Annotated in this window: 23 protein-coding genes and 1 pseudogene; 18 read left to right on the top strand and 6 right to left on the bottom strand. The window is 39.8% G+C overall.

From position 1 onward, the window contains the following. Positions 1-150: 150 nt before the first annotated feature. The 4 genes from CE058_RS04355 (at position 151) to cyoE (ending at position 3,413) form a co-directional block, all read left to right on the top strand. On the top strand, positions 151-714 hold the full coding sequence (locus CE058_RS04355) for a competence protein ComK (RefSeq protein WP_163140501.1): 564 nt from the start codon (positions 151-153) through the stop codon (positions 712-714). A gap of 176 nt (positions 715-890) precedes the next feature. Beyond that, positions 891-1,334, top strand: coding sequence for a hypothetical protein (locus tag CE058_RS04350; protein WP_163140499.1), 444 nt, complete (start codon positions 891-893; stop codon positions 1,332-1,334). A gap of 190 nt (positions 1,335-1,524) precedes the next feature. After that, positions 1,525-2,265 (top strand): hypothetical protein, encoded by a 741-nt coding sequence (locus tag CE058_RS04345; protein ID WP_163140497.1) that lies wholly within the window; start codon positions 1,525-1,527, stop codon positions 2,263-2,265. Between the two features lie 230 nt (positions 2,266-2,495). Beyond that, complete coding sequence (cyoE, locus tag CE058_RS04340; protein ID WP_163140495.1) at positions 2,496-3,413, top strand: heme o synthase; 918 nt, start codon at positions 2,496-2,498, stop codon at positions 3,411-3,413. 251 nt (positions 3,414-3,664) lie between these two features. On the opposite strand, the gene CE058_RS04335 is transcribed toward cyoE, so the two are convergent. The 3 genes from CE058_RS04335 to CE058_RS04325 all read right to left on the bottom strand — a co-directional run bounded on the left by CE058_RS04335 (position 3,665) and on the right by CE058_RS04325 (position 6,405). Beyond that, positions 3,665-4,570, bottom strand: a complete 906-nt coding sequence (locus CE058_RS04335; protein ID WP_163140493.1) for a branched-chain amino acid transaminase — start codon at positions 4,568-4,570, stop codon at positions 3,665-3,667. A 502-nt stretch (positions 4,571-5,072) separates the two neighbouring features. Further along, positions 5,073-6,071, bottom strand: a complete 999-nt coding sequence (locus CE058_RS04330) for an HAAS signaling domain-containing protein (protein ID WP_163140491.1) — start codon at positions 6,069-6,071, stop codon at positions 5,073-5,075. Next, positions 6,058-6,405, bottom strand: coding sequence for a PadR family transcriptional regulator (locus tag CE058_RS04325; protein WP_019382190.1), 348 nt, complete (start codon positions 6,403-6,405; stop codon positions 6,058-6,060). The genes CE058_RS04330 and CE058_RS04325 overlap by 14 nt, the downstream gene beginning before the upstream one ends. 357 nt (positions 6,406-6,762) lie before the next feature. On the opposite strand from CE058_RS04325, the gene CE058_RS04320 reads away from it, so the two are divergent. Beyond that, complete coding sequence (locus CE058_RS04320; RefSeq protein ID WP_163140489.1) at positions 6,763-6,975, top strand: hypothetical protein; 213 nt, start codon at positions 6,763-6,765, stop codon at positions 6,973-6,975. A 126-nt stretch (positions 6,976-7,101) separates the two neighbouring features. Here the strand turns inward: CE058_RS04320 and CE058_RS04315 are convergent, their stop codons facing one another. Both CE058_RS04315 and CE058_RS04310 read right to left on the bottom strand, forming a co-directional pair. Beyond that, positions 7,102-7,725: a LysE family translocator gene (locus tag CE058_RS04315; RefSeq protein ID WP_163140487.1), complete on the bottom strand. Its 624-nt coding sequence runs from the start codon at positions 7,723-7,725 to the stop codon at positions 7,102-7,104. Between the two features lie 361 nt (positions 7,726-8,086). Continuing rightward, positions 8,087-9,064, bottom strand: a complete 978-nt coding sequence (locus tag CE058_RS04310; protein WP_163141114.1) for an NAD(P)-dependent alcohol dehydrogenase — start codon at positions 9,062-9,064, stop codon at positions 8,087-8,089. Positions 9,065-9,346: 282 nt separating this feature from the next. On the opposite strand from CE058_RS04310, the gene CE058_RS04305 reads away from it, so the two are divergent. Further along, a complete protein-coding gene (locus CE058_RS04305; protein ID WP_048008571.1) occupies positions 9,347-9,673 on the top strand; it encodes an ArsR/SmtB family transcription factor in 327 nt (108 codons plus the stop codon). 88 nt (positions 9,674-9,761) lie between these two features. Continuing rightward, positions 9,762-10,277, top strand: a complete 516-nt coding sequence (locus CE058_RS04300) for an SRPBCC domain-containing protein (protein ID WP_163140485.1) — start codon at positions 9,762-9,764, stop codon at positions 10,275-10,277. Between the two features lie 463 nt (positions 10,278-10,740). On the opposite strand, the pseudogene CE058_RS04295 reads toward CE058_RS04300, so the two are convergent. Next, a pseudogene (locus CE058_RS04295) lies at positions 10,741-11,287 on the bottom strand (transposase); the annotation flags it as partial. 400 nt (positions 11,288-11,687) lie between these two features. Here CE058_RS04295 and CE058_RS04290 point away from each other — a divergent pair. From CE058_RS04290 to CE058_RS04240, 11 genes are all read left to right on the top strand, one after another. After that, positions 11,688-13,208, top strand: coding sequence for a class I adenylate-forming enzyme family protein (locus CE058_RS04290; protein WP_163140483.1), 1,521 nt, complete (start codon positions 11,688-11,690; stop codon positions 13,206-13,208). Positions 13,209-13,279: 71 nt separating this feature from the next. Beyond that, entirely contained in the window at positions 13,280-14,029 is a 750-nt protein-coding gene (locus tag CE058_RS04285; protein WP_048008574.1) for a response regulator transcription factor, read from the top strand. A 150-nt stretch (positions 14,030-14,179) separates the two neighbouring features. After that, on the top strand, positions 14,180-15,292 hold the full coding sequence (locus tag CE058_RS04280) for an XdhC family protein (protein WP_163140481.1): 1,113 nt from the start codon (positions 14,180-14,182) through the stop codon (positions 15,290-15,292). A gap of 3 nt (positions 15,293-15,295) precedes the next feature. Next, positions 15,296-15,907 carry a nucleotidyltransferase family protein gene (locus CE058_RS04275; RefSeq protein WP_163140479.1) on the top strand — a complete coding sequence of 204 codons (612 nt, stop codon included), beginning with the start codon at positions 15,296-15,298 and terminating at the stop codon, positions 15,905-15,907. Further along, entirely contained in the window at positions 15,891-18,302 is a 2,412-nt protein-coding gene (locus CE058_RS04270; protein ID WP_286167862.1) for a xanthine dehydrogenase family protein molybdopterin-binding subunit, read from the top strand. Before CE058_RS04275 ends, CE058_RS04270 begins: the two co-directional genes overlap by 17 nt. 17 nt (positions 18,303-18,319) lie before the next feature. After that, complete coding sequence (locus CE058_RS04265; RefSeq protein WP_026584369.1) at positions 18,320-18,775, top strand: SRPBCC family protein; 456 nt, start codon at positions 18,320-18,322, stop codon at positions 18,773-18,775. A gap of 16 nt (positions 18,776-18,791) precedes the next feature. Next, positions 18,792-19,667, top strand: coding sequence for an FAD binding domain-containing protein (locus CE058_RS04260; RefSeq protein WP_163140475.1), 876 nt, complete (start codon positions 18,792-18,794; stop codon positions 19,665-19,667). 1 nt (position 19,668) lies between these two features. Continuing rightward, positions 19,669-20,175, top strand: coding sequence for a (2Fe-2S)-binding protein (locus tag CE058_RS04255; RefSeq protein ID WP_048008580.1), 507 nt, complete (start codon positions 19,669-19,671; stop codon positions 20,173-20,175). Continuing rightward, the gene (locus CE058_RS04250; RefSeq protein ID WP_163140473.1) at positions 20,175-21,731 is read left to right on the top strand and encodes a class I adenylate-forming enzyme family protein; all 1,557 of its coding nucleotides are present in this window, start codon (positions 20,175-20,177) and stop codon (positions 21,729-21,731) included. Before CE058_RS04255 ends, CE058_RS04250 begins: the two co-directional genes overlap by 1 nt. After that, entirely contained in the window at positions 21,731-22,534 is an 804-nt protein-coding gene (locus tag CE058_RS04245; RefSeq protein ID WP_048008582.1) for an enoyl-CoA hydratase/isomerase family protein, read from the top strand. The genes CE058_RS04250 and CE058_RS04245 overlap by 1 nt, the downstream gene beginning before the upstream one ends. Positions 22,535-22,585: 51 nt before the next feature. Continuing rightward, a complete protein-coding gene (locus tag CE058_RS04240) occupies positions 22,586-23,842 on the top strand; it encodes a benzoate/H(+) symporter BenE family transporter (RefSeq protein WP_163140471.1) in 1,257 nt (418 codons plus the stop codon). Positions 23,843-23,996 lie beyond the last annotated feature (154 nt).

Below are 23,996 nucleotides of genomic sequence, written 5' to 3'. Positions count from 1 at the left end.
TGATGTAACAGCATAAAAAACCCTCAGACGGGTCCGGGAAGACGATAGCCTGAGAGTCTAGTTGAGATGGAGTATACCAGCTCATAAGATAGTATACTCCTTAATTTACATTTTTTAAATAGTGAAATATAAGGGAGGATATTAATTACAATGAATGCATTACTAATACGGGAATATATAATCATACCGGAAACGAAATCAATTAGGGCCCATTATAACGAAGAAGGCGAATACTGCAGTTTGGTTTTGGAAGGGAATTATACGTTTATGGTAAAGAAGAGGCCGATTGAGATCATAGATGAAAGCATAAACTATTATGGCTTTGATCTGAATGGTGCATCGAGCGGTTCGAAAACCATACTTGGACCCTGCAGAGCTGCACCAGTAAGAATTCCGGGTGGAATGGACATGTATTGGTTTCCTCATACATCGCCTGGGCACGATGAATGTGTGTGGTTTGCGCTTCATCATGTAGATGCCATCATGCCTGAGGGCCATGATACCTCAAACGTTTATGTGAGCGGCGGGCATTGTTTTAAACTGAACGCTGCTGAAAAAGATGTTTCTATGCGATATGACCGGACAGAGAAGCTTGCATCAAGAATATCCAAGCGCAAGGTAAATAACTTCAGCTTTGTTATGGAAAGAACCACCGATACATACTCGGTTAAAAAAGGGAAGCGTAACTATATCATTGAAAGGAAGAAAAAGTAGCATCAGAGAGCGTCTTTTGTCAGCTTTGGGGTGCCTGTCCAGCATAGCAGTAATGGGGATAGGCACTTTCTAATATGGTAGATTGAAAAGCTAATAATAGCCATGCTAAGATCTCTTAGATGTTGTCTAATTCGATATAGTTCCTGATATAATGATACGAGAAGGAGGTGAGAAAGGTGGAAAAAGTACTGAATTTAATCCTAAACAAACTTGAATCATTAGATCATAAAGTGGGTTCCATGGATAAAAGGCTGGATACACTGGACCAAAAGGCCAGCTCGATGGATAAAAGGCTGGACGCTCTGGATCAAAAGGTCAGCTCGATGGATAAAAGACTGAACACTCTGGACCAAAAAGTAAACTCGATGGATAAGAGGCTGACAGCGGACCTAAAACGGCATGAGGACCTTATCCAGCAATTGATTCATAGTGTAGCTAACTCTAATGTTAAAATGAATGAAATGAATGAAAAATTGTCTGTTATTGATGTGAAAGCAGATCAGGCTATTGAACAAATTGCCGAGCTTAGAGAATCTGCGGCATCTAAGCATGATCTTGCTTATTATGATCAGAAGATTTCAGAGCACTCCCGGCAGATTTATAAGCTGAACAATCAGTAATCCTCCAAAAGAACACTTCGCATTATCTTCATCTTCACTATTGGATCCAAATCAGGCACCTGACCTCATGCATTGGACTGAGAGGACAGGTGTTTTCATTTTTCTGACCCACCCCACTGAAAATTTAACAGGGCAGCGTCGTACAATTAGGTAGAAAGAGGATGACATAACTCAGAGGGAGATATCATACATGAAAAACCTGACTATATTTACCGCCTCAGCTGTAAAGCCAAATATCATCGTGAATTCTGCTGATGATGCAGACCAAAATGAACCTCCGGCTGGCTGGAGCATTTCAGCCGAGAACCCTGAAGATATCATCAATGGATTCTCTCAATTAAAAATCATGAAAGAATACAAGCTAAGAGGCTATCAATATTTCAGCGGCAGAAACGGAAATGGAGTGGTGTGGGCGATTCCAGCAGCAGTGGAGCTTCCTGATCCTGATCTTTGCAGCCGGTTGGATGACTTTTTCCTCAGTCCGCCTAAACCTCAGTTCGCATTGGATGACTTTATGGGTGCGATTGATGGGGACAGGTCACCTTTATCTTATCTGCAGGCGGCGATTGCTTTGCATGAGCTTTATGAATTTGGGGCGATATGGCATGGCTGTTCATGGGGACAGGATCGGATTTTGCCTTATACGGATGATTACAGAGAAGAGATGCGTTCAGATATAGACGAGCGGAATCCGCGAATAGAAGACTACTTAAATTTTATTCACCCGTGGGATGAATTGAAGGAAATTCCAGATATCCTACATCCTCATTTTTTCTATAAAAATGGAAAACCGGTAATCATTTTTTATACGGTTAATGATATCGGCTATTACAAATTAAACCGGTACATCCATACCTTTGAAAACGAATCCTATATCCAGAAGGTAAAACGTGAAGAAATTGGGTCAGGTCCAGGGGGAATTATTTTCTGATTGAAATGAAACAAAGATGTCACGATTATAAGCCCCATTACCATGCAAATAATGTTAGAATCAACAGGGAGGACTAAGCGGCAGGCAAGGTTCTCTTTTCGTTTTGCAGAGAGTTCACCAGCATTGGGATTTTTCAGAAATCATTGAGTATCAACTCCTGTTATAATAGGTGTATAATGAGTTTTGGTGTTTAGAGAAAGAGAGAATAATTAAAAGGGGAAGAATTGATCATGAAAGAGGAAGAAACCCTGAAGACGCAGGGACGGCCTTTATCAAAGATCCTCGCACTGACAGTCAAAACAGGGATTATTAAATCCAATCTAATCCCGATGTTTGCAGGATTAACACTGGCCTTATATACGTATGACTTCGGCCTTCTGGAGAAGCTGCCAGAGATTCTTCTGGCCTTTATTGGCTCAAGCCTTGTAATGGGGGCAGCAGGGGCGTTTAATAATTTATATGACCGTGATATCGATTCGATCATGAAGCGGACTCAAAGCAGACCAACTGTTACAGGGGAAATCAAGCCAAAGCAGGTATTGTGGCTTGCAAGCCTCATGTCTGTGTTTGGAATTCTCGCTCTTGCCTTCACGACTCCGTTAGCGGGGCTGCTTGGATTTTTGGGGCTGTTTTTTTATGTGGTCCCTTACACGATGTGGAGCAAACGAAGAACCATTTATAACACGGAGGTCGGCAGCATTTCAGGTGCGATGCCGCCGCTTATCGGCTGGGCTGCCATCCATCCGGATATCACGCATCCTGCGATCCTCGGGCTGTTTATCATCACCATCATCTGGCAAATGCCGCACTTTTATGCGATTGCCATCCGGAAGCATGATGAATATAAAGCGGCGAATGTGCCGATGCTGCCTGTTGTTAAAGGCGTCAGAAGGACATATATCCAGACGAATGTTTATTTAGTTATTCTGATCGGCATCAGCTTTCTGTTAGGTTCTTTAAGCATTGGCCTTATGCTGGTTGCCCTTCTTTTGGGGATCATTTGGCTGGGCATAAGTGTCTATGGCTATAAACGGATGGATCCGGAGAAATGGGCGAAATCACTATTTATCTTTTCGCTTGTTCATATGACAGTACTGTTTTCAACGGTTATTATTTACTCGATTATGGGGATTATTTTTGATTTATAGGGTTATTGATTTTATGGGTAATATTATAAAAAATTGTCAATTGAATGGTATTTTAGAGTGCTGAAAGTGCGTTAATCCTTAAGATTAACGCTTTTTCTTGTGGTTTTATAAGGGTAGAAAGGGTTACTTATAAAGCAGGACTATCTTATGAAATCTAAGCTTAAGAAGGAATTGCACCCTTATTTTGACTGGGAAGGAAACTTCCAAATTATCCATTACTTAAATTAAGCGAAATACTAAAGATTTTAGGTTTAATACACCGGTGTACAATAGCTTAAATAATGGGGATTGTTTCCTCTAACTATATTTTCATAATGAAAGCGAATTTTTTTAGTCAATTCACCTTCAATCCCTTTTCCTATTTTCCTATGATCAATATTAATTATCGGCTTGATTTCTATTGCTGTGCCTGTAAAAAACACTTCATCAGCAGAGTATAATTCTGCTCTTGACAGACTCTGTTCAGAAACTGGGAGAAATAAGAGGTTTTTTGCAATTTGAATGACAGTATCACGCGTAATTCCTGCGAGTATATTATCGGATATTTGCGGGGTAATTAGCCTGTTATTTTTCACGATGAAAATATTTTCTCCTGGCCCCTCACTCACATTCCCTTCATCCGTTAAAAATATAGCTTCATCAAAACCATTTAAACTCGCCTCCGTAGTTGCTAATCCTGAATTTAAATAGTTTCCCGTTGATTTTGCCTGAGGCGGAATCATATTATTACCTGTACGGCTCCATGAAGAAACACAAACATTTAAGGCTGGCTTGGGTTTATACTCAAACGCTGTGCAATAAATAGTAACCCTATTAAAAGGATCTTTTAAATCAGGACGCAGCGTATTTGATCCCTTAAAGCACAAGGGCCGTATATATACATCCTCCCTGACATTATTTTGTCTTAATAATTGGATCGTCCATTGAATTAATTGTATTGGGGTATAAGGAATTTGTATATGTAGAGAACTTCCAGATTCATTGAACCGCTTATAATGGTCGTAGATTCGAAAAATGTATAATTGTTTTTGATATTCATTCCAGTAAGCCCTAATTCCCTCGAAGCATCCTAATCCATAATTTAGACCTTTATTTCTTATACTGACTGAAACGTTAAATTCATCTAGAATTTCCCCCTGATCAAAAACATACCTCATTTATTATCCCACCAATAATTATATATTTTATTCATTTGTATATTAGGTCAGTCAGAATTATTCCTAAATAAACCAATATGTAAAAGGGGATAAACAGAACCTATATCCAGAAGGAAGTTTATTTCATTATTATCATAGGGATAAGCTATTATTGAAGCTAATGTCCGTTTCCCAGATTTGTCAACAATGTTCCATTGAAAGTTATAACGGATCAAGCTTCAGTTCTTTCAGCAGCTCATGTTTCAATCTATTGGAGGGTGTGATTGGACATTCAGAATTGATATGGAAAGCTCTTGATTCTTTTGTATCATCCAGTTGTCAAGTCAATCATTGCTTCTGCTTTTGTTTAAGTCATCATTACGATGAAAATCAAAGCAAAACTGCACCAGATCACTTTACCTGGCAGACTTATTTACTTCTGATAATGTCAAAGTTCTGTAATCTTTCAATTATGCCTGTTCTCTATTTTTCGAGAACAGGCATACTGATTGGGGACATCACTTTATTGTATTCTGGATTTACGAAAGCCATCAAAGATACTCATTGCAGCATAAAAGATAAAGACGATCATGATGCCGCTAATCAGCCAGTTTTTAAATTGGGGGGCTGATATTGAAAATAAATCGGTCATGTATGCTATAAATTCTGCCTGGAGCAAATTCGGGTTCAGCAGGATGAAGATGAACACGATGGTGGCAAGCAGTTCAAGGATGGTATTGAAGATGGCCATTCTTTTCGTCCATTGGCCAATGATGAGTTTGTAGAGAGCGAGGCCCGCTTCTAGCGCAATGATGACCACAACGATTGGCCAGTATCCCAGCAGAACATCCTGGTTGACCGCGGGAATTTTAAACTCCAGTCCTTCACCTCCGCCTCTATAGACACCCATCAGCCGGTCGGCATAAAAGTAAAGGGTTGCCCAAATAGCAGTCCACATTAAGCTTCCGAACACCTCGAACTTGGAAATGGCTTTTTTCTTCGGAATATACGTAATGCTTTTCAAATCGTCCGGAGTCCACGGCTTTAAGCTGGGTGATAAAGGATGCTGCTCTTTTCCTTTATCCATCCTCTCAATAACGGCGAATACAATCGTCAGCCAGAAAAACACCTGCACAGCCACTTCCATGAGTCTCCAAATTCCGTAACCCATTAATTCGAGTATGGCATTGATGATGGTTTCGTCCCTGTTAAAATTAAAAATAAACTCCGCAGCAAGAGAAATCAATGAAATCGCTGCGGCAATCGGCAGGATCATTTTTAAAAGGGATACATATACATCGAAATAGCGCGGCCCGATCAGATGCATCGGCTGATCCCGGTATCCGGCGGCCAAGGCTGCAGGACTGCCCAATTTGCTGAGCACATCCTTAACATCTTCCTCATTGTAATCATCCGGAAGCATATCCCCGATCGTTGACTGCAGCTCGAGTGCGATATCCGCACGGCTCTTTTCAGGCAGCCTCCGGGTCACTTCCTGTATATATACTTCAATTAAATTCATCTTCCTCATCCCCCTTTAACAGCCCGAAAAGCTGTTTGGAATTCTTAATCCATTCTTCTCTCAGCTGCAGAAATGTCTCCAGACCCAGTTCGCTTAAAACATAATACTTGCGCGGCCGGCTCTCCGTATGATCCCAGCTGCTTGTGACAAGCTCTTGTTTTTCCAGACGCCGCAGCAATGGGTATAATGTGCTCTGATCAATATTGATGCCGGAGTCCTCCAATAACTGAACCAGTGAATACCCGTATTGCGGTGTCCGAAGCTGGCTCAGCACTGCCAGCGTCAATGTCCCTCTGCGCAGTTCAGTTGTTAACGAATTCAGCAGCGTGCTCATTCAATCACCTCGCTTGATATACTATATGTCATACACTATATGGTTTATACTATGTATCATACAGTATGAATGTGAAAATAATCAACTGCTTATTGTACATTTTTTGGCACTGTTTTGATAAGCAAATGTTCAGGACTACAACTTCCTTTTGTAATCCAGGTGGGCTATGTACTCATTTTTTAAACATCGGAACAATGGTCTGTCCAAATGAATTTTCAGAAATATGATAGTTATTAAGGAGGTGATTGTATGTTTAGTTTAGGAAAATGCTGGTGGTGTGAACTGCTGCCTTCAGCATGTTAGGGATGTGCCTGCAGTATTTTAAGGAATGCGAGAGAAGGGCAGGGGTTTTTGATTTTGCTGAAAGGTACTGCGGAATTTTTAGCTTTAGGTCCTGGTCAAAACCCTCAGCCCACTGAGTTTTCTTTTGTCCGGTTTAAAGAAGGGACGTGCTGTGCAATCTTTACCTTCTCCCAGCCGACGGATGCGGCACAAGTTCCGGCAGGAAGAGAATTCATCATTGATTGCCGAAGCATTGCTGCTCTTTCTCCATTGTCAACTCCTTGCTAAATTTAAGGTGTAAATTGTGATCATCAGTTTACCCTGTAATCTGCAAGTGGTCCACATTCTTTTTTCCAGGGGTGCATCAGCGTGAGAGTAAAAAAAACATTGGGTTATCCAATGTTTTTTTGCAATTTAACGCTGTTTATCCATCGCCAGCTTTAATCCGAAACCGATTAACACAACACCTGTAGCTTTATCCATAACTCTTTGAACCTTTGGGGACATTAGCCATTCCCGCAGATAATTGATGAAGAATACGTATAGGAAAAACCAGGATATGCTCATCAGTGTGTATATAATTCCCATAATGATCAGCTGCTGCTGCGCGTTTTCGCCTGCCTTCACAAATTGCGGCAGAAAGGTTAAGAAGAACATTGCAACTTTGGGATTGAGCACGTTTGAAAGGAGTCCCTGTTTAAAGGCAGACTTTTTCATATCTGATTTTACTTCAGTTTCTATCTCAGAATTCTTTTTCTTTTTCAAAGAGATGAATGATGATAACCCAAGGTAAATCAAATAAACCGCCCCGGCATATTTAATAACTTTAAATGCTGCAGCAGACTGCATTAAAACGGCTGATAGGCCAAAAGCAGCCGCAAAGGTATGCACTAAAGAACCTGCTGTAATCCCCAGCCCCATTTTATAGCCTTCTGTCCTTCCGTCTGAAATCGTCCTTTTTGTAATAAGGGCAGTATCGATTCCAGGGCTCATGACTACAAACAAAGAAAGAATTAAAAACGTAAAGAAATCATTCATTTTTACACTCCTTGCCCATGTGATAAAAGCGGATTAACAAATATTAAATATAATTTAACACATGGTAAATCTAATTTGTTCAAGAAATTAGAAAAGTTAGTGGGCTGGTCCTTACAGAAATTACTTGAACCTTATGTAACGTAATGTTTTATAGTGTTCTTAACAGTTAGAAAGAGGAAGGAAGCATGAAATAGAGAATATGATTGTTAAGACACTGATTTATGACAAACATGTCTTAGTTTTTATTGATAATACTGCTTTCAGAATGTTCATAGACTCACAATTTTTTATAAGGGGGAGAAGAGGGTAAAGGGATTCTTCATCTCCCTTGCACTGAACACACATTGAATCTTAACCGCTATTAATCTTCTGTAATCGTAATAATTACTTTTCCTTGAGCGTGACCTTCTTCAAAATATCTGAAAGCTTTGTCCACTTCACTTAATTTAAATGATCGATCAATGACCGGCTTTATTTTTCCGGCTTCAATAAGTTCGCTCATGTAAATCAGGTCTTCCTGATTTTGCCTCTGCAGCATGCTGCTCATTTTCTTATTCCCTGTGAATGAAATCCACGGCCCCATTACCATCGCCTGTGTGAATTGTGCTCCTGAACCTCCGGAAAGTACATAAGTTCCATTTGATTTTAAAGCCCGCTTATAAGCTGAAATGGGCTGATATCCGTTAACAGCCAGAATCAGGTCATACTTCTCTGTCCTTTTGGCGAAATCCTCCTTTTTATAATCGATGGCATGATCTGCTCCAATAGTACGCAAAATTTCTAAGTTCCTTGTACTGCATAAACCGGTAACCTCAGCACCGAATGATTTGGCGATTTGTACGGCGAAAGTTCCCACACCCCCTGACGCCCCATAAATCAAGACGTTCTGTCCTGCCTTAATGTTTCCTTTGTTCCTTAAGGCCTGAAGTGCTGTGACTCCCGCCATAGGAACTGCGGCTGCCTCCTTGAAAGTAAGATTGGCTGGTTTTATGGCCAGGGCCTTTTCAGGGACAGATACATATTCAGCAAAACCGCCCCAGCCGCAGCCTGAAAGGTCTCCGTACACATTATCGCCTGGCTGAAACTGTGTGACGTCTTTGCCGACTGCTTCCACCTGACCAGCGATGTCACCTCCTGGTACCGTGTGTTTTGGTTTGAGAAGACCGTAGGCAAAGCGTGCCAGGTATGGTTTTCCTTTTAAAAGAACAAGATTCTCATAATTCACAGATGCTGCGTGAACCTTGACGAGTACCTCTTGATCCCTGGGCACTGGTTTATCTAAATCTGTCAATCTAAGATTATCTGGCGATCCGTATTTTTGATACGCAATTGCTTTCAGAAAATATCCCTCCTAATTTTCCAGGTAACGCATAAGTTTAAAAGTATATCTTTTAATTCTATTCCGGGAAAAAATATTCAAGACTATAATCCTTCTTTTGCTGAAGAAGAAGGACTATATGGGATAATAAAGTCAGTTTTTTTAATGTTTAAAATATTCCTTTACAGGAATATTCCTTACGGTGTATATTATAAATAAGGAAAGTGAAAATTAAGGAATCGGGGGTGGGATCTGCATAGAAATGGAGAAAGTCATCAAAATCACGCTGGGAGATGATACAACATGAACGGGCAAATTTTCAGTGCACTGGCTGAGCCCAACCGCCTGGATATCATTGACCTGCTGCTGGAAGGAGCGCTTCCGGTAGGGGATATCGCAAAAAAACTTGAGTTGAACCAGCCTCAAACTTCCAAGCATCTTCGCGTTCTTTGTGACGCAGGCCTCGTCGAGGTTCAGCCGATCGCCAACCGCAGGATTTATAAAATCAGGCCTGAACCGTTTCAGGAACTGGATAGGTGGCTTGATTCCTATCGCCGATTATGGGAAGGCAGGATGGATAGGCTGGATGATTACCTTAACGTATTGCAGGGCAAAAAACCTTTGAATTGATGATTAAGCTCAGGTTAGGTCTGTCTCTAGAGTTGCAGACGGTTTTTCAAACGGTTTTTCAAATACAGCTTCTAATGGAGGAGTAACAATGTCAAATAATGCAATGCTTTCAAGAGTTGAAGATGAACGGGTGCTGGTATTGGAGCGCGTATTCGATGCACCGCGCGAGCTTGTCTTTAAAATGTTTAAAGAGCCGGAACACCTGAAACATTGGTGGGGTCCGAGAGGCTGGGAGCTCCCGGTTTGCAGCGTTGACTTCAGGCCTGGTGGAGTATGGCATTATTGCATGAAGTGTGTTGATCGGAATCAGGGACAATTCTATGGCATGGAATCCTGGGGCAAGGGGATATACAAGGAAATCAGCGAGCCGGAGAGCATCAGCTATACCGACTATTTTTCCGATGCTGAAGGGACTATTAACGAGGAAATGCCATCTACAGAAGTGACACTGGAATTTGTGGATGTGGACGGCAAAACAAAATTAATTAACCGTGGAAAATATGTATCCGCAGAGGCGCTCCAGTCCGTAATGGAAATGGGTATGCTGCAGGGCATTACAGATACTTGGAACCGTCTGGAAGAACATTTGAACGAGATCAAATAACATAATTGAACATTTAGAAGGCAAGATTGGCTGAAAATTTACATGGCGTTGATCCTAGAAGGATTAACGCTTATTTATGAATTACGCTTGTAAGTGCAACCGATAATCAAAGTTCCCTTTTGATGTGGATTTTTTTTATTCACTAAAGGGTGAGTAAAAAAATCGTCTTGACTATTTAGGAGGGAGGAACAATTGGTAATTCGAGATTGAGTCTTGATGAAGTCAATATATGATCTATTTGAAAACTAAAGACAAGGGCTTGTTTAGAATTATTTTTTATAACCTTTAGGTGTTGAAAACGATAAAGAATAGCGCGAAATGCAGCACGCTATTTATCTAAGATCAGATTTGATTTGGCATCGTTTCTATTTATGAGGCGTCCTCTAGATATAAATACTTCTTCTCGAAAACTGAAGTAAACGCCATCTGCATTGATAATTATATATTTTTGGTAGGTTTTGTACTATTTTCTTTTATTTTGGTTCCAAGTTATATCTTGGAAAATCTTTTTGTTTTTAAAAGGGCAAATATCCAGTGTAAGAGCTTATTTACACAAGCAATAACAGCTACTTTAAAAGGTTTTCCTTCTTCACTTTTTTTATCTTAGAACTCTCGTAATTTCTTATTTCGAGGAATAATCTCATCGCTTGTTTTGCTCTTACGACAGTCACGAATCGCACAACGAACAGCAATATATTAGGTGTGACAAAGCCTGCTAGACCTTCTTTTCGTGATTCGGTTTTGGGTGGCTGTAAACTTACTCTATTTCCCCAATTTCTGGAATGATCGTTGCAGAGATCTTTTCTCAGATACCTGAGATAGATTTGATAATATTATATTCTTCAACTTCTTTTGCGAGGGCATCTATCTCTGACTCTAACTTGGATAGGTGCTCTTTGTATTGAAGAATGATGGTTATATACATACCATGACTCAATAATATGACGCTGATACAAAGTCTTTTCAAACGGATTTCGGTTTGCGGCAGCTTTGAGTTGAATAGCTTTTTCATAATTACCTGATTCTACTCCTAAAAGTTGTCGCACGTACCTTTTAATAATCGTGAAATATCCGTATAGAATACGGTATATCAAAAAATATAATTAAGTTAGCATTTCTTATAACTTTTGCCTGCTCAGTGATGACTATGAACACCCTCGATAATCCATCTTTTCGTACTAACCTATTGATTTAAATATTTATCTCTGTCTTCATTAGTTCTTCTTAAAAAATATTCAATTTGCAAATAGTGTCACTAAATCTATTAATAGATATAAGTTGAGGAAGTATTGTTTAGATAATAGTTGCTTCTTTATAACTCGTGTATATTTCTATATTGCTTTGTCGGAAGGGTTTCCCCACATTTTAGCGAATTTTTATGTAGTTAAGCACTTTAAAGGAGGAATCTCTTTGGATCTTCGAACAGTATTTGAATATTCTATTGAAAGACATCCTCAAAAGGTTGCCATTATAGACGGGGATAGAAGGTATACATACCGGCAGCTGGGTTTAGAGGTTAACAGTGTAGCCTCTTCGTTACATAGACTCGGTGTTAATAAAAATGACCGAATAGCTGTGCTTTTGAAAAACCGTTTTGAAACAGTGGTTATATTCTGGGCCATTCAAAAACTTGGTGCTATATTTGCAGGAATAAATGTTAGACAATCCCAAGAAATCGTTCATTATTGTTTAAGTGATTTAGAGTCGAAATTTGTTATCTACGATGTTTCGACTGAGTATTTAATTAACAAAAAAAGGTTCATGGAAAGGCCAGTATTTATAAATATAGATGGAAATGGCGGGGATATTAATTATGAGGAACTAAAAAAACAAGAATTTTACGACTTTAATTCCAATCAAATCAATGAAAATGATTTAGCCGTCATCTTATATACCTCTGGTACAACAGGTAATCCAAAGGGTGTACCACGTTCACATCAAAATGAATATGCAGCTGCTTTTGCCCATATCTTCCAATGTCATTATGAGTGGCATGATTCCACATTAGGGGTAGTACCCCTGTATCACACAATGGGATTGCGCTCCCTGCTTAGTATGGTGCTGTTAAATGGTACCTTCATCATTCTTCGGGATTTCGACTCTTATGAGGCTATTCAATTAATAGAACAAGAAAACATAAATAGTCTATATCTGCTCCCTAATATGTATCATGATATGGCAACATTGCCTGAAGCGAATAAATCGAATTTTAATGAATTGCGTACTATTGTGTATGCAGGAGCTCCTATGACAAGCAAATTAATTGGCTTATGTATGGAAGTTTTCCGTCCCAAGTATTTTATTAACCACTATGGCAGTACAGAAATTTACACCTATTCCTATTGTGATCATATCTCGGAAAAGCCTGGATGTGTTGGGAAGCCAGGCATCCATCAAAATTTAAGGATTATAGAACCTGATATCAGCCGATCCAAGACACCTGCTGACACCGTTAAGGATGGAGAAATAGGTGAAATTATTGTTCATATCGGCTCCCCTGAATCGTTTAAAGGGTATTGGAATAAACCGGATCATACGAAAAGAAGTGTGATTCAAAATTGGTTTTACACAGGGGATTTAGGATACAAAGATGAAGATGGAGATATGTTTGTGGTAGGACGCCTGGATGAAATGATTCTTCACGCTGGAGATAATATATATCCTATAGAGGTCGAATCTATACTTTTAGAACATGAGAAGGTTCAGGAAGCTGTTGTGGTTGGGGAAGATGATGAACGCTGGGGACAAGTGGTGGTTGCATTTATCGTGCCAAGTGATCCATCTTTGACCGTTGATGAATTGGATTTATTTTGCAAAAGACACCCTAAATTATCAAACTATAAACGGCCGAGAAAATATATCTTTCAAGCATCCTTTCCAAAAACGGCTGTAGGAAAAATAATGCGTAAAAAAATTAAATCAAGTTATTAAAGATAGATGGGACTTTCAAATTTTTATCATAAAAGCAATATTTTAAACATGAAATAGGCAGGAGGCTTGAAATGCCCAATATGCTAATTGTAGATGATGAATACGAAAGCCGTTATGTCCTTCGTGAGTTTATAACTTCCAGTGAATATCATTATTTTTCTGTACATGAAGCAGAAACATATGAAAAAGGACTGTTAATGCTTAAACAGCTAAAGCCTTCCATCCTTATAGTTGAGATCTCCTTGCCGGGCAACAATGGTTTCGAACTGGGAAAAGAAGCAAAGCGGTGGGATCCGGAAATTTCTGTAATAATCTATACACAGCTAAAAATATTTGAATATGTCCAAAGTGCTATTAATCTAGGGTTTTCAGCATTTTTGCTAAAACCGGTGTCAAGAAGTGAAATCAAACAGGCTTTTGAGCGAATAATTGTCCATAGTCTTTCGACGGAGACAAACCGTTTTACAGGAAAGCGGGAAGATACCGCAAATGTCGATCTTGCCCATCCAATTGAATCATCTATTCAATATATTCAGAGTCATTTTAAAAACCCTATTACACTAAATCAGGTTGCGGATTCAGTCTATTTAAGCCCTTCCCATTTTAGCCGTTTATTCAAGGAAGAAATGGGTGTAACCTTTATCGAGTATTTAACTGCATATAGAATAGAGCAATCGAAGTCATTGCTCAAAATGACCTCTTTACCTATTGAGGTAATCGCCCATCAAATAGGCTTTACTAGTTCTGGGTATTTTGCAACGACCTTTAAAAAAAGCGAACGCTGTACACCATCTGAATATAGAAGTCTTTTTATAAATTAAATAAAGGATAATTAATATAAGGATAAGTCCCATTTCGGGATTTATCCTTTTTTAATAATATTTTAAAAGTTCAATTGCAAATATATTAAAACCTTAAAATTATGAATCTTTTTATAATTCAATTAACACATTCAAAGGAGCGAAGGAGCTTTGATTATAAGTGAACTTAAGAGATGCATTCGAAATAATGAAAAAGCAATCCTAGCAACTATCATTGATAAAAAGGGTTCTTCCTATCGCCAAGTTGGGGCAAAAAGCCTCATTTGCTCAGATGGAACTGCCTATGGTGTACTTAGCGGTGGGTGCATTGAGCAAGACTTGCTTGAACATGCAAGGGATGTATTTGAGACAGGTGAACCAAAACAGATTATTTATGACCTAAGGAATGATGATAATGTGCCATGGGGGTTAGGTGTTGGGTGTAATGGCGTCATAACCGTTTGGCTTTCGCTTATTGATCCTGTAAATAATAGAGAATCAGCTGTAAAGCAATTCAAAGTGTTAAAACAGCAATCTCTAAGTAAGGAACCATATTCAGTCTGTACAGTCATTAAATCAAGTAATCAGAATGCGCTTCTTCCAGGAACTATTCTGGAAAATATTGAGTTGCCCTTATTAAAGAGTATGTCAAGCGGGATTCTGGAGAATTATTCAATTGATATGGATGGAAAAAAGGAAAAGGTAACTTTATTTTTGGAAACGATTACACCGATGCCTCATATCATCATTTTCGGAGCAGGACCAGATGCATCATCGTTAATAGATCAATTAAAGTTTTTACATTGGAGAGTAACAATAGTGGATCATCGTCCAGGATATTTAAATAAGGATAACTTTCCTTACGCAGATGAATTGAACTTAGTGCCGCAGGGAGAGTTTCCGGAAGATTTAAATGCGAGTGAAAATTCTTATGCAATCATCATGACTCACCATTATGAACAAGACCTTTTGTATTTGAAGGGATTGCTCCAGCAGAATCTTAGCTATATAGGCCTATTGGGTCCGAAGAGAAGGTTCAATAATCTTAAAAAGGATCTTCAAGCACAAGGGTTCATGATACCTGCAAAAGCTGCTGAAAAAATATATTCACCTATAGGTCTTGATATAGGCTCTGAGACACCTGAGGAAATAGCACTGAGTATCGCAGCAGAAATTATGGCCCACAAAAATAAAACGAGCAGCCAATCGCTTAAATGGAAAAAGGATTCAATTCATCCTTTAAATCCCGCTTCATATGAAAGATTAAAAGAATTGGTTCAATAGTTGATGATGGAAATCTGGAACATTGTCTTAGCGGCTGGTCATTCTACCAGGATGAAAGGAACTCATAAGTTACTTAAAAAGTTTGAAGATGAAACAATCCTAAGATATACCGTCAATAAAATATCGGCTAACATGGCCAGTAAAACGATGGTTGTATTGAATAGGGATTTTCCTGAATTGGAAAGTGAAATTCGAGATTTGCCAGTATCTATTGTATGGAATCCTTGTCCGAAACTTGGAATTAGCAGTTCCCTTGCTGCAGCAATTGAAAGCTTGTCTCCTGAGTGTGAAGCTTTGTTGATAACACTGGCTGATCAGCCCGAAATAAAAGTAGAAGTAATGAACGAAGTAATTACAGAGTATCTCATATCAAAAAATCCCTTAATTATAACTTCATATAGAGGAAAAATCAGGCACCCCATTTTATTTGGCCAATTGTATTTCAATGAACTCTTGAACCTAAAGGGAGATCAGGGAGCAAAATTACTTATTAGTGCTAATAAAGAAAAGGCGCACATTTATTATGAGGATGAAGAAGCTCCGGAGGACATCGATACGATTGAAGATTATAGGAGACTATTAAAAAGGAGGAATGAAATTGACCTATGTAGGTAAGCCTGTGAAACGAATAGAGGATGCCAGGTTAGTGTCCGGAGAAGGAACATTCATTGATGATCTTTCTCCATTGCCAAATATCCGCTATGCTGCGATTCTTAGAAGCCCCCATGCACATGCCCGTATTAAAGCGATTCTTCCAGAAGAAGCGGCAAAAACGCCAGGTGTAATCGGAGTAGTAGTTGGAGAACATGTAAAAGCTTTAACCAATCCTTTTCCAGTCGGCGTAAAGGCACCAATAAAATACTACCCCATTGCAGTAGATAAGGTCCGGTTTGTGGGAGAAGCTGTTGCGGTTGTTGTGGCTAAAGATCGTTATATTGCAGAAGATGCTCTCGCAAAGATAAAAGTCGAGTACGAACCGCTGAATCCTGTGGTCCAAATTGAAGATGCGCTTTCGTCTGAGTCAGCCATTCTTCATGAAGAAGCAGGTACGAATATAGTTAATCATCGTCTATTCCAATACGGCAATGTCGAGGATTCATTTAAAAGTGCCGATTATATAATAAGTAAAAAGTTCACTTTTCCAAAGGTTAGTGCAACTCCTGTGGAAAATTACGGAGTAATCGCGAATTATACAAAAAGTGAAGGTGCGTATACCATTTGGTCAAACTTTCATGGACCTTTCACACTTCATTCCGTCATGACTGCTGCGCTAAAGGTGCCGAGCAACAGACTGAGGATTATTACGCCAAAGGATATAGGCGGAAGCTACGGGATCAAATCAGGTGTCTTTCCATACATGGTCTTAATGGGAGTAGTGTCAAGAATACTAGATGTACCCGTTAAATGGACGGAAGACAGACAAGAACACCTCATGGCAAGTTCCAGTGGTACAGATCGTGTAACGTGGATTGATGCAGCGGTAAAAAAAGATGGAACCATTCTTGGTTTGAAAATGAAATATGCGGATAGTGTTGGCGGATATATACGTGCGCCCGAACCTGCTTGTTTATATAGAACCCACTCAAATTCAACTGGAGCCTATCGAATTCAAAACGTTAAAATGGAAGCGATTGCAGTCGTTACGAATAAAAGTCCAACGGGGCTCATAAGAGGCTATGGCGGTCCCCAGCACTATTTTCCGCTGGAAAGAATGATGCAAATCATTTCAGCTGAATTGGATCTGGATGTGATTGAAGTCATAAAGAAAAATTTAATTACGAAAGAAGAATTTCCCTATCATACAGCTTCAGGCGGGATATACGATAGCGGGGATTATCATAAGGCATTGCACCTTGCGCTTGAATCGATTGATTACGATAGCTTTAAAGAGAAACAAAAAGCAGCCTGGAAACAAGGGAAATATCTGGGGTTAGGGTTTGCTTGCATCGTTGAGCCTTCCGGTTCGAATATGGGTTATGTGACCATTGCTTTGACGCCGGAAGAGAGAGCAAAATCATTGCCGAAATCAGGCTGTTCTGAAGGTGCAACGGTATCGATAGATCCAATGGGTGGAATCACAGTCCGGATCAGTACGGTACCAACTGGGCAGGGCCATGAAACAGTTACTTCCCAAATCGTTGCCGACGTTCTAGGTGTTGATCCTGCTTCTATCCGGGTCATTGCTGAATTGGATACGTTAACAAGCCCATGGTCAGTAGCATCAGGCAGTTACTCCAGCAGGTTTGCCCCTATCGGTTCAAGTGCCGTTTATCAAGCAGCGCAAAAAGTAAGATTGAAACTGTTAGAAATCGCCAAAAGCCAATTAGATACAACAGTGGACGAATTGGTCATGGCAGAAGGGAAGGTATTTGCAGAAAAAAATCCTTCTAAGAGTATCTCCATTAAAAGATTAGTAGGTTTGGCACATTGGAATCCGCATGGCCTTCCCGCTGGTATTGAACCAGGTATCCATGAATCTGCATTTTATACATTATCTGCAGCGGAGTCCCCAAATGAATTGGATCTTGTTAATGGATCCGTCACCTATGGATTTGTTTTTGACGCTGTTCAAGTGGAAGTGGACATTGATACCGGTGAAGTGAAGATTCTTGACTATACAACGATCCATGACGCTGGGAAACTATTAAATCCAAATATTGTGGAAGGTCAAATAATGGGTGGTTTAGCTCATGGACTAGGAGCCGCACTTTATGAAGAACTTGCCTATGACGAAAGGGGGCAGTTCCTGACTGGAAGTTTTATGGACTACTTATGTCCTACAGCTACAGAAATCCCAAATGTGACCATAAAGCATATTGAAACACCTTCCCCCCTAACCCCTCTTGGAGCTAAAGGGTTAGGAGAAGGAAATACAATGAGTGCTCCAGTTGTCATCGCAAATGCGGTTACGGATGCGTTAAAACCATTTAATATATCAATTGATCAACTTCCTATATCTCCAGATCGGATTTGGTCAAAAATTCATAATAAGAAAACGATACAAATCTAACTTAAGGAGGAATTGTCATGAATGGTGAAGGAAATATTCAGCTTAACGGAAATCTAGATAAAGTATTCTCGAGTTTATTAGATCCTGAAGTATTAAAAAACTGCATTATGGGATGCAAAGAACTATATAAACAAGAAACCAATGTGTATGTGGCGGACTTATCTGTTGGGGTTGCTGCAGTTAAAGGGAAATATGATGCAACCATTCGTCTTACGGACCTGGAGCCCCCTCATTCCTATAAGTTAATTGTTCATGGTGAAGGGGCACCAGGGTTTGTAGATGCCGAAGCAGCCATTCATTTGGTTTCGGTGGACGATGAAAATACAGAGCTTAGGTACACTTATGAGGCTGCTGTAGGTGGAAAAGTCGCTTCAATTGGCCAGCGTATGTTAGGTGGAGTAGCTAAACTGATTATTAAAGACTTTTTTAAAAAGATTAAAAGAGAGCTGGATAAAGTAAATATTGCTGACTAGGAAGGAGGACGCTTGTATGAAACCAGCAACATTTACGTACTGCAGTCCTTCAACTATAGAGGAAGCAGTGAAACTATTAGAGGAATATGGAGATACAGGGAAAATCATTGCTGGCGGGCAAAGTTTTATTCCCATCTTAAATATGAGGATGTCCGAACCGGAGTGTCTCATTGACATTAACCAAATTAATGAGTTAAACGGAGTCAGGGTAGAAGAAGGGGTTCTGAAAATTGGTGCTCTTACAAAGCAAAGGGAACTTGAACAGTCAGATGCCGTTAAAATCCATGTTCCTATACTCTCGGAAGCCACTCCATATATTGGTCATGTCCAAACGAGAAATAGAGGAACTGTTGGAGGAAGTGTTGCCCATGCAGATCCAAGCGCAGAGCTGCCCCTTTGCTTTTTAGCACTGGATGCTGAAATCGTTATCCAAAGTATAGATGGGACTAGGAAAATAAGTATAAATGATTTTTTTATTACCTATTTAACAACAGAGGTGATGCCGGAGGAAATATTAACTGAAATTCATGTTCCCTTATCTGAACATAATGGGTATGCCTTTGAGGAATTTAGCAGGAGACATGGTGACTTTGCCTTAGCAGCTGTTGCTTGCATTCTATCAGTTGATGAAATTGGAAAAATAGATAAAGTGAGACTTGTCTTAGGAGGGGTGGATGCAATTCCCCTTTTAGCAGAAGAAGCAATGGAATATTTGGCTGGAAAAAGTCTAACAGAGGATACACTTGAAAAAGCCGCAGAGCTGGCTGTGATGGATGCTGATCCTGATGGGGATTTACATGCTTCAAAAGAGTATAGAGTCCATATGGCTAAAGTTCTAACAAGAAAAGCATTGATAAAAGCATTTAACCGAGCTTTAGGAAAGGGGGTGTAACATGTCGAATCTCTCCATTGAACAGAAAATGAACGTTTCTTTATCAATTAATGGAAGGGAGGTGGAAGCAGAAGCTGAGCCTAGAAAACTATTAAGTGATTTTATAAGAGAAGATCTGGGTCTTACAGGTACACATGTTGGCTGTGAACATGGTGTTTGCGGTTCCTGCACGGTGCTTTATAATGGTGCAGCCGTAAGAAGCTGTTTAATGTTTGCAGTTCAGGCAAATGGATCATATATACAAACAATCGAGGGTTTAACAGAGAATGGAGAACAGCATGTTTTGCAGCAGACATTTACGGAGTGCCATGGACTTCAATGCGGCTTTTGTACACCGGGGATTTTAATGTCCTCATTAGAAATGCTGAATAGTGGCGAAGAACCCACAAAACAAGAGATTAAAGAGATGTTATCCGGCCATCTTTGCCGCTGTACTGGGTACACAGGAATTATTGAAGCTATTGAAAGAGCATGTGGGACAAATAAATGTAAAGAAGGTGACAATTAGTGGATCTTGGAAAGCTGTTTGATTTCGCAGTGAATCGATTTCCTGATAAAACAGCCATCGTTCAGGATGATAGACGGTTATCCTTTAAGGAATTTCAATTAGAAATTAATAAACTTGCATATTCATTGCAGAAGCTGGGGATCGAAAAAGGAGATCGTGTTGTTATTATTCTTAAGAACCGCTTGGAGATGGTCGCTATTTATTGGGCTGTTCAAAAAATCGGTGCCATTTTTACACCAATAAATTTTCGTCTTTCAACAGATGAAGTGGCATTTTGTGTAAATAATGCTGATGCGAAAGCGGTTATTTTTGAACCAAGCAGCCAGGATGCTGCATTAAACGCATCATATGCAAGTAAGCCTCTTTTTATAAGCGTTTTAGGTGCGGAAGGTGCAGAAATTACCTATAAAGAGCTATTAAATCATAACCAAGAGACGTTTCATCACCCCAATATCGACATGGATGATATTTGCTTAATGTTATACACTTCAGGAACTACAGGGAAACCAAAGGGTGTTCCCAGAAGCCACAAGAATGAATATAGCGCGGCTATCGCACACATTATTCAAAACCAATATGTACTCCATGAAAGCACTCTGGGTGTCATGCCGCTCTATCACACGATGGGGATGCGCTCGCTATTATCCATGGCATTTATCAATGGGAAAATGGTCATGATTCCTGATAATAATACAATGAAAATGTTAAAAGTAATGGAAGATGAAAAGATTAGCTGCGTTTATTTAGTTCCTACCATTATTCATGATCTGTTAAATCATAAAGATTTTAATAGGTATAATTTACGGAATGTTCGGAAAATAGGATACGCTGGAGCATCCATGACAACGGAGTTAACAGAAGACTGCTTTAGGAAATTAAAGCCTGATGTTTTCGTAAATCACTATGGCAGTACAGAGGTATATACTTTCAGCATTTGCAACTATTTAGATAAAAAGCCAGGCTGTGCGGGCAAAGCAGGTTTCCATCAGCAGCTAAAAATAGTTGAACCTGACCCTGAAGGAAGTTCAGGACCTGCTGATATTGTACCGCATGGAACTCCAGGAGAAATTATTGTAAATATTGACTCATTAGAAGCATTTAAGGGCTATTGGAAACGACCTGATGCAAACATCAAATCGATCAGAAACGGCTGGTATTTCACAGGAGATATGGGTGTTCTGGATGAAGATGGCGATCTTTATGTTGTTGGCCGCGTGGATGACATGATCATTTCTGGTGGAGAAAACATTCACCCTCTTGAGGTTGAAGATGTATTGTCTTCACATCCGGAAGTATTAGAGGCTGCAGTTGTCGGTTTACCTGATGAGCGTTTTGGAGAGAAGGTTGTCGCATTTATAGTCAGTAAAAGCCCAACTATTTCAACTGCAGAGCTGGATAACTATTGCAGGGAATCTGGCAGCCTGGCAAACTTTAAGCGGCCCAGGGATTACTGTTTTATAAAAGAGATACCTAAAAGCCCTGTCGGGAAGATATTAAGGAGAAAATTAAAAGAAAATTATTCATCCATAATACAAAAAGAGGAGAGTGTAGGTTAATGACAACAATTAATAACAAAGGTACTTATCAATGGGATCATATTTTAGTAGACAAGAACATTGAAGCAAAGACAGCCACTATTACATTAGATCGGCCAGAAAAAATGAACACGCTAAGTTTTATTGCACGCTCACATCTTAATCAAATTTTCACTGAATTAAATAATGATGAGGATGTAAGGGTGATTGTGATAAAGGGAGCGGGTGAAAAAGCCTTCAGTTCGGGCGGGAATATTGCAGAATTCATGGAGCAGCATCCATCTGTACTTTCAGAATTGCATGTAAATGTTGCTGCGCCAGAGCGTTCTCCCAAACCAGTTATTGCCCAATTGCAGGGGTATACATTTGGGGTAGGTCTTGAAATCGCAATGGCATGTGATTTTCGAGTGGCATCAGAAACCACGCAGTTGGCATTACCCGAGATCAATCTTGGCATGATTCCTGGCAGCGGCGGGTCACAGCGGATTGCAAAAATTGCCGGAGTCGGCCGTGCAAAGGATATGATCATGAGGGGAAGACGGATACCAGCACACGAAGCACATCAATGGGGCTTGTTAACAACTGTGACAAGTCAGGAGAATTTAGAAGTAGAGGTAAATAAATTGGTTAAAGATCTTGTCAGACTATCACCAATGACATTAAAAGTGTTAAAAAAGGTCATAAATAGTTCCCAGGATGCGCCTTTAAGTGTAGGGATGGAGATTGAAGGATTTGCATATGGAATGCTGCGATCTACTGAAGATTTTAATGAAGGTGTACAGTCGTTCGGAAATAAGGTGAAACCCAGTTTCAAAGGAATATAATCCTTTTTACTAGATAAATGGGAATGTTGAATAGGGAAATGGAGGGTATATATGAAATACTCAATGGGTGAAAGTTTGAGAATGCTGCCCAGGTATTTAAATATTAACACCTTTAGTGCTGGAACACTTGCGGCGATTTTTGGATGTACCGGACCAGCTTTAATTATCATTGGCGGTGCTGCTGATGGCGGATTATCAATTGAGCAGACTATTTCTTGGCTATTTGCAGTTTATTTTCTCGGAAGCTTGATTGGGGTTTATTTGGCATTAAAGTATCGTCAGCCTATTGCGGGAGCCTGGTCCATTCCAGGGGCTGTTTTAGTCGCAGGTGCCCTGCAGCATTACTCCCTTAGTGAAATTTCAGGAGCCTATTTAGTTTCCGGTATTCTCGTATTTATTCTGGGGATTTCAGGGCTCATAGGGAAAATAATGAAATGGATCCCAGTACCGATTGTTATGGCGATGATAGTAGGGGCAATGATCAAATTTGGCACTGGAATGATTACATCTCTTGAAGGGACTCCTCTAATAGTGGGGACAGCCATTTTGGTTTATTTATTTTCTTCACGTTATATAAAAAAAGTGCCTCCTATTTTAATGTCCTTTGTCGCTGGTGGAATTTTGGCAGCGATAATGGGAGAGTTTCAATCGACCAGTATGGAAGCAGGATTTACACTGCCGCAAGTATTACTGCCGACATTCAGTTTTGAATCAATCATATCAGTTTCAATACCCTTGACCCTATTGGTGATTGGGGCGGAGAATGCTCAAGCCATAGGCGTCTTGATGGCAGAGGGATATAAAGCCCCTATTAATTCAATGACGATCTGGAGCGGAATAGGGGGGATAGTTACATCTCTATTCGGCGGACATAATGCTAATATTGCAGGACCGATGACGGCGATCTGTTCATCTAGAGAATCTGGAGAAAATAAGGAAGGGCGCTATGCCTCTGTTATTGTAAATGCAGTAATATTTGGAGGCTTTGGCTTAATTGCAGGTTTAGCTGTCCCATTTGTGACTGCCTTACCAGGTGCGTTGATTTCAACTGTTGCGGGACTAGCAATGATCGGAGTACTGGTAAGTTCTCTTCAAGCATCCTTTTCTGAGAGGAAATTTCAAATTGGTGCATTTTTTTCATTAGTTATTGCGATGTCTGGAGTCTCTTTCTTTAGTATAAGTTCCCCTTTCTGGGCTCTTATTGGTGGAGTTATCGTTTCGTTAATCATTGAAAAAGGGGATTTTGATACCTTTAAAACTAAAATTAAAGCGGATGAAGGAAAAGAGAAATTTGAGAGCGCGGTGTAATTCTTAATTACTTTAAAAGGCTCTATCTCCCACACAAGGGAATGGAACAAAGATAAATAATTCGATTGGAGAAACCCGATTCCTTCATGAGGAGGAACCGGGTTTCTTTTTGTGGCTAGATTGTAAGCTGTGCAAATAGCACAGAAAAAATGCA

It is taken from the genome of Bacillus sp. 22-7, from assembly GCF_010628845.1.
Taxonomy (GTDB): Bacteria; Bacillota; Bacilli; order Bacillales; family Cytobacillaceae; genus Cytobacillus; species Cytobacillus firmus_B.
Note: the sequence above shows the minus strand (reverse complement) of the source record. Positions and strands in the feature narration are given on the sequence as shown.

What these genes read in the sequence shown, in the direction of transcription:
- CE058_RS04240 (WP_163140471.1), top strand. Translation starts at nt 22,586, where the DNA reads ATGAAATACTCAATGGGTGAAAGTTTGAGAATGCTGCCCAGGTATTTA.
- CE058_RS04300 (WP_163140485.1), top strand. Translation starts at nt 9,762, where the DNA reads ATGTCAAATAATGCAATGCTTTCAAGAGTTGAAGATGAACGGGTGCTG.
- CE058_RS04355 (WP_163140501.1), top strand. Translation starts at nt 151, where the DNA reads ATGAATGCATTACTAATACGGGAATATATAATCATACCGGAAACGAAA.
- CE058_RS04245 (WP_048008582.1), top strand. Translation starts at nt 21,731, where the DNA reads ATGACAACAATTAATAACAAAGGTACTTATCAATGGGATCATATTTTA.
- CE058_RS04285 (WP_048008574.1), top strand. Translation starts at nt 13,280, where the DNA reads ATGCCCAATATGCTAATTGTAGATGATGAATACGAAAGCCGTTATGTC.
- CE058_RS04315 (WP_163140487.1), bottom strand. Translation starts at nt 7,725, where the DNA reads ATGAATGATTTCTTTACGTTTTTAATTCTTTCTTTGTTTGTAGTCATG.
- CE058_RS04255 (WP_048008580.1), top strand. Translation starts at nt 19,669, where the DNA reads ATGTCGAATCTCTCCATTGAACAGAAAATGAACGTTTCTTTATCAATT.
- cyoE (WP_163140495.1), top strand. Translation starts at nt 2,496, where the DNA reads ATGAAAGAGGAAGAAACCCTGAAGACGCAGGGACGGCCTTTATCAAAG.
- CE058_RS04305 (WP_048008571.1), top strand. Translation starts at nt 9,347, where the DNA reads ATGAACGGGCAAATTTTCAGTGCACTGGCTGAGCCCAACCGCCTGGAT.
- CE058_RS04275 (WP_163140479.1), top strand. Translation starts at nt 15,296, where the DNA reads ATGATGGAAATCTGGAACATTGTCTTAGCGGCTGGTCATTCTACCAGG.
- CE058_RS04330 (WP_163140491.1), bottom strand. Translation starts at nt 6,071, where the DNA reads ATGAATTTAATTGAAGTATATATACAGGAAGTGACCCGGAGGCTGCCT.
- CE058_RS04325 (WP_019382190.1), bottom strand. Translation starts at nt 6,405, where the DNA reads ATGAGCACGCTGCTGAATTCGTTAACAACTGAACTGCGCAGAGGGACA.
- CE058_RS04265 (WP_026584369.1), top strand. Translation starts at nt 18,320, where the DNA reads ATGAATGGTGAAGGAAATATTCAGCTTAACGGAAATCTAGATAAAGTA.
- CE058_RS04335 (WP_163140493.1), bottom strand. Translation starts at nt 4,570, where the DNA reads ATGAGGTATGTTTTTGATCAGGGGGAAATTCTAGATGAATTTAACGTT.
- CE058_RS04345 (WP_163140497.1), top strand. Translation starts at nt 1,525, where the DNA reads ATGAAAAACCTGACTATATTTACCGCCTCAGCTGTAAAGCCAAATATC.
- CE058_RS04260 (WP_163140475.1), top strand. Translation starts at nt 18,792, where the DNA reads ATGAAACCAGCAACATTTACGTACTGCAGTCCTTCAACTATAGAGGAA.